Here is a 16,807-nt window from a genome sequence, read left to right as displayed (position 1 = left end):
TTTTTCTTAAAAAACTTCTACAAATATAATTCATTTTATGAATTACGTTCATTTATTTGAAAAAAAATTATTTTTTTAATCCGTTATCTAAAAGATTAAGAAAAGTATTTAATAATTCTTGTTCTTCTATATCCATTTTTTCTTTAATAATAAGACCTTTAACTTTCATTAATTGTACAACGCCCACACTAATTCCCCATAAAATCATGGTTAAATGTAAAGGGTTCAAATTTGGATTTAGCGTACCATTATCAGCAGCTTCGTAGGCAATATCAGAAACAAGTTTAGAAATTTTATCACTAGATAGGTACATTTCTTCAGTCTCTGTAAGGGTATTGTTCACTTCATAAAGTGAAACTAAATCATGATAAAGCGGATATTTTTTGTAAAAGTTATAATTCGCTTTCGAAATCAACTTCAGTTTTTCTATTGGTGCATTTTCAGATTTTCGAACTTTTAAAAACTCGTTATAAAGTTTGTTTCTAGCTTTAATACTCAAAAAGCTTAAAATTTCTTCTTTGCTTTTAAAATATAAATAAATGGTTCCTTTCGCTAGTTCAGTTTCGCTCGCAATTAAATCTATACTTAATCCATGAAGGCCATTTGCTTGCATTACTTTTTCGGCAGCCTTTAAAATATCATCTCGCCTGTTTTCCTTCTCTTTTTGCTTTCTGGTAATGGTACTCATATTAGTTTAAGGCTCAGTAAAAAATTCAAAACTAACAAACGATTTATTAAGAAGTAAATTTTAGAATGATTTTATAATTTTCAATTTTAGATACAGGAGACTCAAAAGTAAACATAATGCAAAAGGAATGCTTTATAGAATTATCAACCTCTTGTCTTTGCTTTAAATTTCTCAACCGTGGTCTGTGTCGTCACAGACCATTAAACTATCCATAATTCCGGTCTGTGAAGACACAGACGTGGATAAAAAAGTAATCTCTAATATTCAGGAAGTTAAAGCTAGAAAAGGAGTTGTAATTGCCATAGTTACCGAAGGCGATACCGAAGTAACTAAAATGGCAGATTACTCCATTGAAATCCCTCATACCGACGAAGCCTTTTTACCTTTAATTGCAACTATTCCTTTACAATTATTATCCTATCATATTGCAGTTTTGAGAGGCTCTAACGTAGATCAGCCTAGAAACTTGGCAAAATCTGTAACGGTAGAGTAAGATTTAATTAAAAATAAAATAAAAAATCCTCATTGCTTAATTAACAATGCGGATTTATAATTTAAGGATATAGCTTATTATTTTGTAAGGTTTTGAATATCATCAATATCTTTTGGTCTTGATGTTGCATTTTTAGCTTTAATTAAATCATCAAAATTAATACATTTAATTAAAAGACCATCATCCTCAAAATTGATGCTTCTTTCATATGCTTTATCAAAATTTAAGCCCTTCAACTTTACCATCATATCAATTGCAGATGGAGGAACTCCAAAAGTAAATACATCCCAATTTGGGTGGTTTAAAAAATTAGCTTCCGTCATATCGAAAACAGGCATTCCAAAATTATCAAAGGCTTTTTTGATTTTTGTATAATTTTTATTGCTTTTTTCTACCCAAATGTCCATATCTCCAGTTGTTCTAGAATAGCCATGTAAAATCACGGAAAATCCTCCAACCAGTAAATATTTTACTTCCGCGATATTTAGCGCTTCTATAAAATCTCTGAAATCTTCATTAAAAATATTACTCATTTAATCTCTTGAAGAGGGTTTAAATTTAGTACGATCTAACCTTGGGGGATTATTTTCCGGATAGTTGTAAGCAATGCTATTTAGGTAATTTGCAATCTTCATTCGCTCTTGCCATGTTAAAGATTGATAATAGCTAGCATGATTGGCAGCCTCTTCAAAGGTTTGAGTTTTAAATTTTGTTCTATCTAACTTAAATGAAGACATATACAAATATAATGAATTGAGAATTAAAATATCTGTTCAAAGATTTCAAAAATCATGCAGTCCGAGATTTTCCCCAGGCCACTAAGCCTGTTTAATTAATTTGGTGAAGCTACGGGAACTAGCTAAATATTGAAATTTTAAATCATCACAGGATCTCGCATTTGCTCCAATGCAAAAATAGCATCATCTATATTTTTGATTCCTTCAATAGCTATTCGTAAAGTATTTTTAACTTCCTTCAAATTTACGTTTCTAGGATTTTGTTGGGCAAAAGACAAAATCCTGCTAAAAACTTCAGTTTCAAAATATTTGGATTGCTTATCAGAAATGAAATAACCTCTTAAAACTCCTTTTTTCCAAGAAATTTTTTCTAGACCTATTTCTTTTCCAATCCATTGCAATTCTACCGTACGCAATAAATCCTTTACCTTTTTAGGAACTGGACCAAAACGGTCATGCAATTCTTTTTCAAAAGCATCTAATTCAGTTTGATTTTCAATTTTAGAAAGCTCGGTATAAAGATTATAACGCTCTTGAATATTGGTGACATATTCATCCGGAATCATCAATTCCATGTCGGTATCAATCTGTGTAAAGCTCACAAACGGACGAGGTTTATCATCAGCAAACAAACCTTTAAATTCATCTTCTTTTAATTCTTGTATCGCTTCATCCAAAATTTTATGATACATATCAAATCCAATCTCCGCTATAAAACCACTTTGTTCTGCACCTAAAAGGTTTCCGCTACCGCGGATGTCTAAATCTCTCATAGCCACGTTAAATCCACTTCCTAAATCAGAAAATTCTTCAATAGCACTTAAACGTTTTCTTGCTTCAGAAGTTAAGGTAGAAAGCGGCGGGCTTAGCAAATAACAAAAAGCTTTTTTATTGGAACGTCCAACTCTTCCTCGCATTTGATGTAAATCACTTAAGCCAAACATATGAGCATGATTGATCAGCATAGTGTTAGCATTTGGAACATCCAAACCAGCCTCAATAATTGTGGTTGCTACTAAAACATCATACTTTCCATCGATAAAATCGAGCATGATGTCTTCCAATTTATCACCTTCCAATTGCCCATGGGCAATTGCGATTTTTGCTTTTGGAACTAGTTTTTGAATTAAGCCTCCCAGTTGACGTAAATCTGCAACCCTGTTATGAATAAAGAAAACTTGTCCGTCTCTATCCAATTCAAACTCAACAGCTTCCTTAATTAATTTATCGTTAAAAACATGCAACTCTGTTTGTACCGCTTGACGGTTTGGTGGAGGCGTTTGCATGATTGATAAATCCCTTGCACCCATCAAAGAGAAATGTAATGTCCTTGGAATTGGTGTAGCTGTTAATGTTAAAGTATCAACATTTGCTCTAAATTGCTTTAGTTTTTCCTTAACGGTAACTCCAAATTTTTGCTCTTCATCAATAATTAAAAGACCAAGATCTTTAAACTTCACATCTTTACTTACTAACTTATGAGTTCCAATAATGATATCAACTTTACCAACTTTTAAAGCTTCTAGAGTATCCTTAACCTGTTTAGTACTTTTAAAACGATTGATATAATCTATCCTGACCGGAAATTCTGCCAAACGCTCATTAAAAGTTTTGTAATGTTGCATCGCCAAAATGGTTGTCGGCACTAAAATAGCGACTTGTTTACCATCTGTTGCCGCTTTAAAAGCAGCTCTTATGGCAATTTCGGTTTTACCAAAACCAACATCACCACATACCAAACGATCCATTGGATGAGGTGATTCCATATCTTTTTTTACATCCGCGGTAGCTTTTACTTGATCTGGAGTATCTTCATATATAAAAGAAGCTTCCAACTCGTTTTGAAGATAAGTGTCTGGGGAGAACGACATTCCTACTTGAGCCTTACGTAAAGCATAAAGCTTAATCAGGTCTCGGGCGATATCTTTAACTTTTTTTTTAGTGTTTTTTTTTAGCTTGTCCCAAACATCGGTACCCAATTTATTCATTTTGGGTTCATGGCCATCTTTGCCAGAATATTTAGAAATACGATTTAGCGAGTTGATATTTACGTAGAGCAAATCATTATCGGCATAAACCAATCTGATCATTTCTTGAACTTTATCATTAACTTCTACTTTTTCCAGGCCAGCATATTTACCAACTCCATGATCAATATGGGTGATGTAATCTCCTGGCTTTAAATCTCTAAGTTCTTTTAAAGTGATGGCCTGAGACTTTGCATAACCACGTTTTAACTTGTATTTATAATATCTATCAAAAATTTGATGATCGGTATAACACGCTAACTTTTGTTCATAATCAATAAAACCTTCGCGAATAGATATATTAATGGGTTGAAATTTTACACCTTTTGCGCCTTTATTGATATCGTCAAAAATGGCAAATAAGCGTTCTTGCTGTTTTGAAGAATCTGTAAGGATATAATTTTCAATTTTTTGATCTTCGTTTTGTTTGATATTATGAATAAGCAGATTAAAATCCTTATTAAAAGACGGTTGAGGACGAGCATCAAAATCTATTGTATCAGAAGCGTGATAAAAAAATTGTTTTCCAAACTCGATAACTGGAAAATCATTCAACTGGTCTGCCATCATTTTATCATCGCTGAAAGCAAATTTTGGATCTATCCAATCTTGGTTCTGTTGTTTCTGTTCTGCACTTAAAGCCTTCCATAATTCAACCGACTTTTTATATCCCGTTTTGATAATATCTAGTGTAAACTGAACATCTTTAAACCAAATTACAGCATCACTATCTATAAATTCTAGAAGAGAAATATTGCTTTCTGTTAAAAATTTAGATTGTACGTTAGGTACAATAGTGATGGATTTTACCTGCTCAACAGAAAGTTGGCTTTCAATTTCAAAAGTTCTGATACTTTCGATATGGTCACCAAAAAACTCAATACGATAGGGCAATTCATGTGAGAAGGAAAAAATATCTACAATGCCACCACGAACAGAAAACTGACCTGGTTCATAAACAAAATCGGTTCTGTCAAAATCATAATCAATTAAAAATTCATTGATAAAATCGATGCTTAGTTTATTGTTTATGGAGATTTCTAAAGTGTTTTTAATAAGTGCATTTCTATCGATTACCTTTTCAGACATTGCTTCTGGATAGGTAACAATTAGGTTTCCAAATTCTGATGCGTGATTTAACTCATTTAAAACTTCTGCCCTCATTAATACATTGGCAGAATCTGTTTGGGTAAAATCGAAAGATTTACGGTAGGAAGAAGGGAAAATTAAAACCTCTTTATCCATCAAATTTTCTAAATCTGCTTGAAAATAGTTGGCCTCTTCCCTATCTGGCAATACAAAAACCATATTTCTATGGGTTAAAAAGTAATTAGCTGCCACTATAAAAGCATCCATAGAACCAATCAATCCTTTTAATTGAACCCTAGCTTTTTTATTTTGAATCGCTTTGGTTAAATTAATTACCCGATTATCGGTCTTGTATCTTTCTAAAATCTCTTTGATATTCATCTAATATTGCAAATATAAACAATGGTTACTAAACAAAATGCCTGCTAATAAGTTGGGATAAGCTAAATTTTATTTATTTTTAAGAACCAATTTGAAAACTGAAAAATGAGAAATGCTTTAATTTCTGGTTTAATAATAGGTTTAACCACTATTTTATGGGTTTTTTCTGCTCAGAAAATTGGCTTTTATCCTGAATCGCTTTTACAAAATAGTGAAGAATGGATTATTTACACTTCATTACTAATCCCTTTCTTAGGGTTACATTTTGGGATAAAAAATTATAAAACAAAGAGAAAAAATAAAATATGCTTTACCGAAGCAATATTTGAAGGTTTTAAAATTTTAGCTATTGGCAGTTTATTATCTGCAATATTTAGTTTCATGTACTTATCTATAAGCATTTATAATCACCCAATTGATTATATGGAAGTAGCGGTAATTGCATTAGGCATTGGTTTACTTTTTACTTTTTTAAATGCTTTAATATTAATGGACCCTCAAAAGAAATTAAGTTGATGGTTAAGTTAAAAAGCTATGGATTAGAAATATTGTTTTTCTCCTCTGCTTTAATCCTTCTTTATTTCATAGATATCCACAAACCTCACGTTAGTCTCTGCCCATTTGCGTATTTTGGATTTAAATTTTGCCCGGGTTGTGGCTTAGGGCATTCTTTGTATTATCTCATGCATTTTCAATTTCTGAATTCCTGGAGGGCACATCCGCTAGGGATTTTTGCTTTTGTTGTAATAATTTATAGACTTTGCACTCTAACTTTAAAAACCTTAACAATATGAACGAACAATACTTATATACACTATCAAACATCACAACAGAAGAAATGATGTTTATCAAAGAAATTATGCAAAGCTTGGATGCTGATGCAAAAAATAAGTTTATGATGATTTATAGCGGTAAAAGACGCGACCCTCAACATATTTTATTTTTTGGAATACTTGGCTTTTTTGGAATAGCTGGGATACAACGATTTGCCACAAATCAAATTGGAATGGGCATACTTTATTTTTTAACTGCAGGTTTATGCTTAATTGGGACAATTATAGATTTAGTGAATTATAAAAACTTAGCAAATGAGTTTAATCATAAAATGGCACTAGAAAGTAGATCTTTTATAGAATTAGCAAGAAGTTAATCGTTTGTCATTGCATTAATTTCTGATAAAGTTTCATCCATACTTTTGGCCTCTGATTCTATCAAATCAAAAAATTCTTGCTTTTCTTTTTCAAAACTAGCCACATGGATCAATCCTAAAATATTGGCCATGTGCTTTCTAACCCTGTGCGAATTAAAGTAAGCTACTTCCTTAAGCTTTGCATTCTTCTGACTAATGGTGGCAGTACGTTTTTGAACCATCTGCTCTAAATTAGCATTGTGTTTTAAAATTTGCTGATTGGCAATATCTAGTTTTTTATACGCCTTATTTTTATTTCGAAAATTAATTAAGGCTACAAAACCAAGAATTAATAAAACAGAGATTCCTGTTATCAATAATAAAAAAGTGTTTTTTTGCTTACTTAACTTTTTCTCATTAAAAGTAGATTGCAATCTTAATTCTTCATTCTCTTTGTCCTTTTTATCGGTAATAATTTTATTTAAAGAACTAGAAATATTACCTGATGTATTGTATCCTAGTAATTGACTTTTTAAAGAATCTTTTTGATTTAAATAAATTACCTGATTTGGTAAATCATTCATGTCTTTTGATAATCGAATGATTTGCTCATAAATATATAGCAATTGAATTTCTGCATGTGTTTTTTTGGCGATTGATAAAGCCTTATTTAGTAATATTTTGCTTCCAGCATAATCCTTTTGTTTCGATTTAATAATTGCCAACCCTGTATAAGCCTTAATGATTTGATCGGGTTCTGCATTTTCAAAGTTTAAAACCTTATCAAAAGAATTGCTGGCCTTCTCTAAACTATCCCTCATCAAATCTATTTTTCCCAATTTTGAAAAATAAAAGCCCTTGTCAAAAATTTGCAATTCATCATTTTTTATGGCATTTGCCTTTTCTAAATAGTATAATGCATTCTTATAATCATATTTCTCTAAATAGATATCAGACATTAAACTTAATGATATAGCTAAGGATTTTAAATTATTATACTTTTTATTTACTGCATACGCCCGATTTACATAAATACTTGCACTATTGATATCGCCTATAGTAATTAAAACTTCTGCTATATTATTCAGATTTTTTGAGGTTTCCTTTTCTAATCCTGCATCTTTATTGGTGCTTAAAGCATCTAAATAATTTTTTAAAGCAAAATCTAACTTACCAATTGCAGCATATGCTAATCCTAAAAAATTATACGATTTGGCTATACCTTGTTTATAACCAATTTTTTTAGCGAGCTTTAATGCGCTATCAGCATATAACACACTTTTATAAGAATCTTGATATTGATACATGTAAGAAATGCTTCCCATTTCTATAACCTTCTTAGTGCTGTCTGTTAAATTATGTAGGTTTTTTATCCTGTCTTGCAAACTAATTTCTTGCGCTTGAACAAACGAGCTAAAAAAAACAAAGAATAAAAAAAAGGTTTTAAATTTCATTAAAGGCTTATAACAAATTTGATTTTTGCAAAGTAATATATTTAAATAAAATATTTGTTAACTAAAATTGTTATCGTTAATAAACTATTAATTTTGAGAATGCAATTAAAAGAACTTACACAATATCTAGAAACCGTAGCGCCGTTGGCCTACCAAGAAAGTTATGATAATTCTGGATTAATTGTAGGAAGTTTTGATAAAGAAATTAACAAAGCATTAATTAGTTTAGATTGTACCGAAGCAATTGTTGATGAGGCAATTAAGAATAAATGTGATATCATCATTTCTCATCATCCAATAGTTTTTAAAGGTTTAAAAAAACTGAATGGCAGCAACTACGTGGAAAGGGTAATTATAAAAGCCATTGAAAACAAAATTGCCATTTATGCCATACATACCAATTTAGACGCAGTCGATAATGGCGTGAATTCTAAAATATGTGAAAAAATTGGATTGCAGAATTGCCACATTTTATCACCTAAAAAAAATGGGCTAAAAAAAATTGTGTTTTTTGTTCCTTTGGCTTACGCCGATATTGTTAGAACAGAAATATTTGAAGCTGGTGGCGGGCAAATTGGTAATTATACAAATGCGAGTTTTAATACTAATGGAATTGGCACATTTAAAGGAAACGATTTTACTAACGCTTTTGTTGGCAAAAAAAACCAAACACATTATGAGGATGAAACAAGAATTGAAGTTCTTTATCAGGCTCAAATTGAAAGTAAGATTATTGCTGCTCTTTTAAAAAATCATCCTTATGAAGAAGTAGCCTATGATATTTATGCTTTAGATAACAATTTAAAAGAAGTAGGTTCTGGTATGATTGGCGAATTACCTGAAGAAATGGACGGTGTAAAATTTCTACATCACTTAAAAGAAAAAATGGATTTGAGTGTGATTAGACATACTGAAATATTATCTAAAAAAGTAAAAAAAATTGCGGTTTGTGGTGGCTCTGGAAGTTTTTTGTTAAAAAACGCCCTAGCAGCTAATGCTGATGTATTTATTACTGCAGATTTTAAATATCACGAATTTTTTGATGCCGATGGAAAAATCATTATTGCCGATATTGGACATTTTGAAAGTGAGCAATTTACACAACATTTACTATTAGATATTATTACCAAAAAATTTCCTAACTTTGCAATCCGTTTAACTGAAAATAATACAAACCCAATAAAATATTTGTCGTAATGGAACAAACCGTAGAACAAAAGCTTGAAGCTTTATACGAGCTACAGACCATCCACACTAAAGTTGATAAAATCCGTCAAACCCGTGGAGAGCTTCCAATGGAAGTAGCAGATTTAGAAGATGACGTTGCCGGATTAGAAACACGTATTCAAAAAATCAAAGCAGACTTAGATGATACTGAGGACGCTATCGTGAACCGTAAAAATATGATCAAAGAATCTTTAGCTTTGGTTAAAAAATACGAAACGCAACAAAACAACGTAAAAAACAACCGTGAATTTGAAGCAATTTCTAAAGAAATTGAAATTCAAGGTTTAGATGTTCAGGTTTCTGAAAAGAAAATTAAAGAACTTACTTACGATATCGCTAATAAAACTGAAGTTTATGAAAAAGCTTTAGCAGATTTGGAAGAGAGAAAAAAAGATTTAGCCGGAAAACAATCTGAGCTGGAGAGCATCACTTCAGAAACCAAAAAAGAAGAAGAAGTTTTGGTTAAAGAAGCTAACAAAGCAGAAGAAAAAATTGATGATCGTTTAAAAATTGCTTACAACCGTTTAAGAGGAAACTTTAAAAATGGTTTAGCAGTAGTAACTATACAACGTGACTCTTGCTCAGGATGTTTTAATCAAATTCCACCTCAACGCCAATCTGATATCCGTCAACGCAAAAAAATTATTGTTTGCGAGCATTGCGGAAGAATTTTGGTTGACGAAACAATGGCAGACGCAACACAAACCGAATTAGTATAATAATTGGTATTTTAATTGATATTAAGGGAAACATCTTGAAAATTTCAAGATGTTTTCTTTTTTTAAACAAATTTCAAAATCAATAATGATTAAAAAAACACTTCTTATTTTTATTTTATTTCTAAGCTTTAGCTTTACATCGAAAGCTAATTTCGATTTTAATGCCAATTGTGTAAATGCTTATCAGGCCATATTTGATCTTCGCTTAAATGATGCAAAAGCTCTAATCCAAAAAGAGAAAAACCAAAATCCCAATAATGGAATAACCATACTTTTAGATAATTATGTGGATTATTTTACACTGCTAACCACAGAAAACAAAGCGGATTATGAAAGATTAAAGAATTTAAGATCGAGCAGGATAAGCGCTTTAGAAAAACAGGATAGAAACTCGCCTTATTACCTATTTGCACAAGCAGAGGTTTATTTGCAATGGGGCATGTTAAAAAGTCGCTTTCAAGATTACCTATCTTCTGGTTTTGATATTAAAAAAGCCGACAATCTTTTAAATGAAAATATTAAAAAGTACCCTTCTTTTTTGCCTAACAAAAAAAGTGCAGGATTAGTAGATGTGATATTAGGAGCAATTCCTTCAAATCTAAAAGGCGTTTTATCCACCTTTGGTTTTACTGGCAATGTAAATAATGGGATTAAAACATTAGAATATCTAGCAGGCGCATTGCCAAAAACATCTTACTCTTTTTATAAGGATGAAGTAGTTTTCTTTTTATGTTATATAGAAACAGATTTGGTTCATAACAAAGCAAACTATAATAAAATAATGAACTATACCGCTTCTATGGATAACTCTAGCTTGTTAAAATCTTATTTACAAGGTTATGTTTCTGCAAGAAATGCTAAAAATGATACTGCAATAACCTATCTTTTAAGAAGACCAAAAGGAAATAATTATACAGATTTTCCAACGGTAAATTATCTGTTGGGAAATGCTAAACTAAATAGAATGGATTCTGACGCAAATGTTTATTTAATTAGCTATTTAAAAGAATACCATGGAATCAATTTCAGGAAAGACGCATACCTAAAACTTGCTTATTACTATTATCTAAGAGGCGATAACAATCGCTATAATGCGTTTATTAAAATGGTAAAATCTCAAGGAGATGTTTATGATGAAAAAGATAAACAAGCCTTAAAAGAGGCTAACGACGCTGCTCCAGATATAAATTTGTTAAAAGCTCGTTTATTTTTTGATGGAGGATATTATCCAAAAGCTTTGGCGCAATTAAATGGAAAAGATGCTTCCGATTTTAAATTACAAAGGGATCAAATAGAAGTTTATTACAGATTAGGACGTATTTATGATGAATTGGGACGAGATGGAGAAGCGTTAATTAATTATCAAAGAGCCATCAGTTCAGGAAAAAATACTACTTATTATTATGCTGCAAATGCCGCTTTGTTGATGGGCGATATTTATGCCCTAAAAAACGATAAACCAAGAGCTGCAAATTATTATAAGCAAGCCATCGCAATGAAAAATCACGAATATGAAAATAGTATTGAGAATAAAGCGAAAGATGGTTTAAAGAATATTGGTTATTAACCAAGCTTATAGCGGAAAGCATAAGGCTTAGAGCTGATTGCTAAGTTTATACTTTTTTTAACCAGTATTTTATTCATTTAAGGATTTCTTATCGCACCAACTCTGTGCATTCAGCCTCCTTTGTGGTTAAAAAAATACCAACCAACTTTGTTATCTTTGTGATTTAAAACTATGTACCCTTTGTGGTAAAAAAAATATGAATTTAAGCATCCAAAAAACCATCGAATTTGTAAAAAAAGAACTTCAAAATGCAGAAGCTGGACATGATTGGTGGCATATAGAACGTGTTTATAAATCGGCGAAAGCCATAGCATTAGAAGAAAAAGTTGATTTAGAAATTGTAGAATTTGCTGCTTTGTTGCATGATATTGCCGATGCAAAATTTAATGATGGAGATGAAGAAATTGGTCCGCAAAAAGCCAGAGAATTTTTAAAATCTATTTCCGTTGAAGAAAACAAAATCATCCACGTTCAGCAAATTATCAGAAATATGTCCTTTAAAAGCAGTCTTGGTGAAATCAGTTTTACTTCGCCAGAAATGTTAGTAGTACAAGATGCAGATAGATTGGATGCTATTGGCGCTATTGGTATTGCCAGGGCTTTTACTTATGGTGGTTTTAAAAACAGAGAATTGTATAATCCTGATATTAAACCCGTTATAAATCAAAGCAAAGAAGCTTACAAAAACACTACGGCCCCAACTATTAATCATTTTTACGAGAAATTATTGTTGTTGAAAGATAAAATGAATACCTTAACAGGGAAAAGAATTGCCGAACAACGTCATCAGTTTATGGAGCAATATTTGACCCAGTTTTACCAAGAATGGGAAGGCCAAAAATAAATGGAAAATAGTTTTTTATACTTCGGTTATGGCAGTGGATTAAACCCAGCTTTAGTTGAGTTTAGGGTAAATGAACCTGTAGAAATTCTTTGCAAAGGCGAATTAAAAAATTATGCTTTACGCTTTAATCGTAAAAACCCTGATGGTAGCGCTAGAGGAAATTTACAACCCATTGAAAATGAATATACTTTAGGTTTGCTTTATCAAATCCACAAAAACAAATTTGAGCAATTATCAGCTACCGAGCCTGAGTATATTTTACAGGAGTTTGAAATCATTACAGAAAAAGAAACATTAAAAGCTTTTGCATTTATTTGTAGCCATTGCGAAAACAACATCCATCCTCAAGAAAAGTATATAAACGGAATAATTGCAGCTGCTCACTCTCAAAATTTCCCAGAAGAATACATCTTAAAAATTAAGAAACAAATACAAGCCAAGTAAAATAGATTAACATGGTTAGGCCACTAATCATTGTCATTCGCATGGTATTTCTGAAGTTTGCATGCTTAATATCTTTTATCACTTTATAAAACCACCAGATAAAATAAGTTAAAATTGGAATCCCCATGATGGCAAAAACATAAAAATTTATTAAATCGTTTTGTAATTGCCAATATAAAAACATCAGGCTTAAGCCGATAAAAAATACAATTCCCGAAAATATAAATGAGCCTTTATATCCAAGCAAAATGCTCAGCGTTTTATCGCCTCTTTTGCCATCTTCCTGATGCTGGTAAATTTGTGTTATTGGGTAAGAAGCTCCAATTAAACATGAACAAATAGATGCCGCTAAATATTCATCGGCTTTAAAGCCAAAAAAAGAATTAGAAATTGCACCGTAACACAATAGAAATATAAACCCTCCCTGAAAAATAAATACCACTAAAAAACTGATGATTGGATATTTTTTTAACCTCACAGAAGAATGGCTATAAGCTTTGGAAAGAGAATTGAAAATAATTACCCCTATACAAAACTGAATACTAACCAATAAAGCCAAGCTTGCACCAATCCATTCTAAGCAAATTGACGTAATATATAAGGAGTAATTTACTTTTGGAGGATTTTTAATGAGCGCAATGCTATCTTCATCTTTATCAAAATAGCTGTTATAACCGTTGCTAGCAGGATAAATAAAGAAATGCAGGATTACAAAAACCAGTAAGGCATGAGTATTGTTAACATTTGGTGCGGCACTTAAGGCAAAAAGATAAACGGGCAAAAGCAAAAGTGAAAAAGGAAGACGCAGGTGTAGAAAAACAGATTTTAACCTTTCAGATTTCATTATTTCAGATAAACGATTAAATTTATAAAAATAGATTAGATGGGCAGCATTATTTCGGCAATTGGGACAAGCAACCCTTCAAATAAGTTTTCTCAAGAGCAGATTTTTAGTTTCATGAAGGATGCTCATCAACTAGATGATAATAATTCCCGTCGCTTAGAATCACTTTACAAAGGTTCAGGAATTGATTTTCGCCATTCTGTTTTAAATGATTTTGGAAAAGAAAGAGGCGATTATGATTTTTTTGGCAACGATTTAGGCTTAGAACCTTTTCCTACAACTTCTAAAAGAGGAGATATCTTTCAATCGCATGCCCTAAATTTAAGCCTTACGGCGATTGAGGATTGCACAAAAAACCTTAAAAACTTTGATAAAAAAACGGTTACACATTTAATCACGGTAAGCTGTACAGGAATGTACGCTCCTGGTTTGGATATAGAAATTGTAGAAAAATTAGGTTTAAATGTTTCTGTTGAACGTACTTGCATTAATTTTATGGGATGTTATGGGGCTTTTAATGCATTAAAAGTTGCTGATTATATTTGCAGAGCTCAACCAACTTCAACTGTTTTGATTGTTGATGTAGAACTTTGCACTTTACATTTTCAAAGAGAAAACACTTTAGATAATTGGTTGGCAAACTCTCTTTTTGCAGATGGTGCATCTGCAGTTATTGTAAAAAATGAAGAATTCGCAGAAGAGAAACTTTTTGAAATTAATTCTTTTTATACTGAAGTGGTAACTGAGGCAAGAAATGAAATGGCGTGGAAAATTGGCAACCATGGCTTTGAGATGCAGCTGACAAATAAAGTTTCTAAACAAATAAAATCTGGTATTAAAAACATAGCTGACAAGCTTTTAAAAAAAGCCAATTTAGCGATTGATGAAATTGGTTCTTTTGCAATACATCCCGGAGGGAGAAAAATTTTAGAGGTGTGCGATGAAGTTTTTAAGCTTTCTACATTGCAGAACGAACCTGCTTATACAGTTTTGAAAAACTTCGGAAATATGTCTTCTACCACCGTGATTTTTGTATTGGCAGAATTGAGTAAAAAATTAAAAATTAATAAGTCTGAGGAACAAATTATGAGTTTTGCATTTGGCCCGGGATTAACTTTTGAAAGCATGATTTTAAAATATGCCTGATTTTAGCAAGCGAAGTATTGAGCTTGAAATTATGGATAATTTTGCGCTAGACCATCAAGAAATTGACCCAGTTTTAGCAGAATTAGAAACCATCAATAAATTATTAGGTGGTTTTTCTGTTTTTTATGATGCATTTAAAAAAGTAAATCTATCTAATGGAAATACAGTTTCTGATTGGGGCTGCGGAGGAGGAGATAGCTTAAAAGTTTTAGATAAATATTTTAGAAAGCAGAATTTAAACCTTCGATTTATTGGAGTGGACGCTACTGAATCTGCAGTTGAATATGCAATGGAAACTAATAAAAATTATCCAAATCTAAGTTTCAGATTAGCCGATGTTTTAAAAGAAAATTTTAAAGAAAACGAATTTGATGTAGTAATCAGCAGTTTATTTACCCATCATTTTGATGATGATGCCTGGGTTTTACTCATCAAAAAAATGCTTTTCGCCGCTAAAAAAGCGGTAATTATTAATGATTTACATCGCCACCCGTTTGCATATCATTCTATAGGATTGCTTACTCAATTATTCTCAAAATCGCCAATGGTTAAGCATGACAGTAAACTTTCTGTTTTGAGGAGTTTCAGCAAAAAAGATCTGGTAAATCTTTTGCAAAAAGCTGGAGCTCAAAAATATACTATCAAATGGATGTGGGCTTTTAGATGGCAGGTTGTGATTTGGAAATGATTTGGAAGTAATTATAAAGTTTAACCAACTTTAATACAAAACCCTAAACTTTATTGTATTTTCAATCTTCCGTAATTCCTTTAATAATTCTTTATCATAGCTAGTATCAGTATCAGTAATTACATAACCAATTTGGGTGTTAGTCATTAAAAACTGACCTAAAATATTGATTTCATGTTTGGCTAAAACCTTGGTTATCTTTGCCATAATACCCGGCACATTTCTATGGATATGAATTAATCGGAATGAGCCAGCAATTTTTGGAAGTTGTAAATTTGGAAAATTTGTGCTTCTAAAAGTAGTTCCTGTATTGATAAAATCTGCCATTCTTTTGGCAATAAGCGTTTTATTATTGGGAGTTTTTAAACTATCAAAAACTACCATTCCCATTTCTGTACAAATAGAAAGATTGATTTTATCCTTAGCATTTCCCCAATATCCTAAAGTTTTCAACTTAACCGCTTGCTTCAAAACATTATCAGAAATGGTTTCACCATCTCCCAATAAAAGCATTCCAACATCTTTTACATATTTATCTTCAAAAGTTGCTTTATGACGAATAGAAAAACCGTCTTTCTTTAAATAATCGATACTTTCTTGAGGAACATCTCCTACCAACAAACAAAGAATCCGATTTTTAGGATAAGAAATAGCTTGTGGTAAATCATTCACATATAAAAACTCATCAAAACTGGCAGCAACATGGTCCGCTTTTTCCATTACTGCTTTGCGTTCAATATTTTCTGTAAAGGCGAAAAACTTTTTAATCATTCCTGATTCTTTCAACTGAAAATCAGAATGACCATCGCCAATACCATAAATATCGCCTGTTAATGGCATTTGTTTCATCAGCTTTACTTTTCCATTTTCTTGCGATAATGGGTTTTCTTCATCGTAACCAACAATATTATCATCGGCATCAAAAACAAAAGTATTGGCGTAAATATTTTTCTTTTTGATGTGAAAAGGTGTAACTACAGGTGTGATAAACTCTTTAAAACCACCAGAAACAATTAAAACTTCGTCTGCATGTTTTTTGAAAAATGCCTTATTTCTAGTGAAAGAGGAAGAAACTTTTTTCTTCAAATGCTTTACCAATAAATCTAAATGCGATTTTTTTGCATTTAAAAGCTTAACCCTGCCTGCCAAACTCTCTGAAAAAGAAAGCTTGCCTTCCATGGCTAGATTAGTTAAATCTTCAATCTTTTGATAAATAATTTCCCTATCAGGATGATTTTTAAGAGAAATACGGGCTAACTCGTCTAAAGCTTCTACCTGCGTAAAAGTACTATCAAAATCTATAATGAAATATGGCTTCAAAGCAATTATT

Annotated in this window: 17 protein-coding genes and 1 pseudogene; 11 read left to right on the top strand and 7 right to left on the bottom strand. The window is 31.5% G+C overall.

The window, feature by feature from the left end:
* Positions 1–67: 67 nt before the first annotated feature.
* A complete protein-coding gene (locus tag A5893_RS14165; RefSeq protein ID WP_068823242.1) occupies positions 68–688 on the bottom strand; it encodes a TetR/AcrR family transcriptional regulator in 621 nt (206 codons plus the stop codon).
* 244 nt (positions 689–932) lie between these two features.
* Here A5893_RS14165 and A5893_RS14160 point away from each other — a divergent pair.
* Positions 933–1,181 (top strand): annotated as a pseudogene (locus A5893_RS14160) (SIS domain-containing protein); the annotation flags it as partial.
* A 77-nt stretch (positions 1,182–1,258) separates the two neighbouring features.
* On the opposite strand, the gene A5893_RS14155 reads toward A5893_RS14160, so the two are convergent.
* The 3 genes from A5893_RS14155 to mfd all read right to left on the bottom strand — a co-directional run bounded on the left by A5893_RS14155 (position 1,259) and on the right by mfd (position 5,415).
* A complete protein-coding gene (locus A5893_RS14155; RefSeq protein WP_068823240.1) occupies positions 1,259–1,714 on the bottom strand; it encodes a DUF6036 family nucleotidyltransferase in 456 nt (151 codons plus the stop codon).
* Positions 1,715–1,918, bottom strand: a complete 204-nt coding sequence (locus A5893_RS14150) for a hypothetical protein (protein WP_068823239.1) — start codon at positions 1,916–1,918, stop codon at positions 1,715–1,717. It lies immediately after the preceding gene.
* A gap of 137 nt (positions 1,919–2,055) precedes the next feature.
* Positions 2,056–5,415, bottom strand: coding sequence for a transcription-repair coupling factor (mfd, locus tag A5893_RS14145; RefSeq protein ID WP_068823238.1), 3,360 nt, complete (start codon positions 5,413–5,415; stop codon positions 2,056–2,058).
* A gap of 105 nt (positions 5,416–5,520) precedes the next feature.
* On the opposite strand from mfd, the gene A5893_RS14140 reads away from it, so the two are divergent.
* Genes A5893_RS14140 through A5893_RS14135 form a run of 3 tightly spaced genes read left to right on the top strand, consistent with a single transcriptional unit; the run spans position 5,521 to position 6,565 of the window.
* A complete protein-coding gene (locus tag A5893_RS14140) occupies positions 5,521–5,931 on the top strand; it encodes a DUF4199 family protein (protein ID WP_068823237.1) in 411 nt (136 codons plus the stop codon).
* Positions 5,931–6,209 carry a DUF2752 domain-containing protein gene (locus A5893_RS17490; RefSeq protein WP_082911453.1) on the top strand — a complete coding sequence of 93 codons (279 nt, stop codon included), beginning with the start codon at positions 5,931–5,933 and terminating at the stop codon, positions 6,207–6,209. The genes A5893_RS14140 and A5893_RS17490 overlap by 1 nt, the downstream gene beginning before the upstream one ends.
* The gene (locus tag A5893_RS14135; RefSeq protein WP_068823236.1) at positions 6,206–6,565 is read left to right on the top strand and encodes a TM2 domain-containing protein; all 360 of its coding nucleotides are present in this window, start codon (positions 6,206–6,208) and stop codon (positions 6,563–6,565) included. The genes A5893_RS17490 and A5893_RS14135 overlap by 4 nt, the downstream gene beginning before the upstream one ends.
* On the opposite strand, the gene A5893_RS14130 is transcribed toward A5893_RS14135, so the two are convergent.
* Positions 6,562–7,998, bottom strand: coding sequence for a tetratricopeptide repeat protein (locus A5893_RS14130; protein WP_068823235.1), 1,437 nt, complete (start codon positions 7,996–7,998; stop codon positions 6,562–6,564). The two genes, A5893_RS14135 and A5893_RS14130, sit on opposite strands and share 4 nt — an antisense overlap.
* 99 nt (positions 7,999–8,097) lie before the next feature.
* On the opposite strand from A5893_RS14130, the gene A5893_RS14125 reads away from it, so the two are divergent.
* The 5 genes from A5893_RS14125 to A5893_RS14105 all read left to right on the top strand — a co-directional run bounded on the left by A5893_RS14125 (position 8,098) and on the right by A5893_RS14105 (position 12,799).
* Positions 8,098–9,195 carry a Nif3-like dinuclear metal center hexameric protein gene (locus tag A5893_RS14125; RefSeq protein WP_068823440.1) on the top strand — a complete coding sequence of 366 codons (1,098 nt, stop codon included), beginning with the start codon at positions 8,098–8,100 and terminating at the stop codon, positions 9,193–9,195.
* Positions 9,195–9,944, top strand: a complete 750-nt coding sequence (locus tag A5893_RS14120; RefSeq protein ID WP_068823234.1) for a zinc ribbon domain-containing protein — start codon at positions 9,195–9,197, stop codon at positions 9,942–9,944. Before A5893_RS14125 ends, A5893_RS14120 begins: the two co-directional genes overlap by 1 nt.
* 85 nt (positions 9,945–10,029) lie before the next feature.
* A complete protein-coding gene (locus A5893_RS14115) occupies positions 10,030–11,511 on the top strand; it encodes a tetratricopeptide repeat protein (protein WP_068823439.1) in 1,482 nt (493 codons plus the stop codon).
* 196 nt (positions 11,512–11,707) lie between these two features.
* On the top strand, positions 11,708–12,355 hold the full coding sequence (locus A5893_RS14110) for an HD domain-containing protein (RefSeq protein WP_068823233.1): 648 nt from the start codon (positions 11,708–11,710) through the stop codon (positions 12,353–12,355).
* A complete protein-coding gene (locus A5893_RS14105; RefSeq protein WP_068823232.1) occupies positions 12,356–12,799 on the top strand; it encodes a gamma-glutamylcyclotransferase family protein in 444 nt (147 codons plus the stop codon).
* Here A5893_RS14105 and A5893_RS14100 read toward each other — a convergent pair.
* A complete protein-coding gene (locus A5893_RS14100; protein WP_068823231.1) occupies positions 12,774–13,643 on the bottom strand; it encodes a UbiA family prenyltransferase in 870 nt (289 codons plus the stop codon). The two genes, A5893_RS14105 and A5893_RS14100, sit on opposite strands and share 26 nt — an antisense overlap.
* A 39-nt stretch (positions 13,644–13,682) precedes the next feature.
* On the opposite strand from A5893_RS14100, the gene A5893_RS14095 reads away from it, so the two are divergent.
* Both A5893_RS14095 and A5893_RS14090 read left to right on the top strand, forming a co-directional pair.
* Positions 13,683–14,789, top strand: coding sequence for a type III polyketide synthase (locus A5893_RS14095; protein ID WP_068823230.1), 1,107 nt, complete (start codon positions 13,683–13,685; stop codon positions 14,787–14,789).
* Complete coding sequence (locus A5893_RS14090; protein WP_068823229.1) at positions 14,782–15,477, top strand: methyltransferase domain-containing protein; 696 nt, start codon at positions 14,782–14,784, stop codon at positions 15,475–15,477. The genes A5893_RS14095 and A5893_RS14090 overlap by 8 nt, the downstream gene beginning before the upstream one ends.
* A 30-nt stretch (positions 15,478–15,507) precedes the next feature.
* Here A5893_RS14090 and A5893_RS14085 read toward each other — a convergent pair whose 3' ends face one another.
* Positions 15,508–16,797 (bottom strand): HAD-IB family phosphatase, encoded by a 1,290-nt coding sequence (locus A5893_RS14085; protein WP_068823228.1) that lies wholly within the window; start codon positions 16,795–16,797, stop codon positions 15,508–15,510.
* Positions 16,798–16,807: the final 10 nt, after the last annotated feature.

The organism is Pedobacter psychrophilus (assembly GCF_001652725.1).
GTDB lineage: Bacteria > Bacteroidota > Bacteroidia > Sphingobacteriales > Sphingobacteriaceae > Pseudopedobacter > Pseudopedobacter psychrophilus.
The sequence above is the reverse complement of the archived record's forward strand: the minus strand, read 5'-3'. Positions and strand labels throughout refer to the sequence as shown.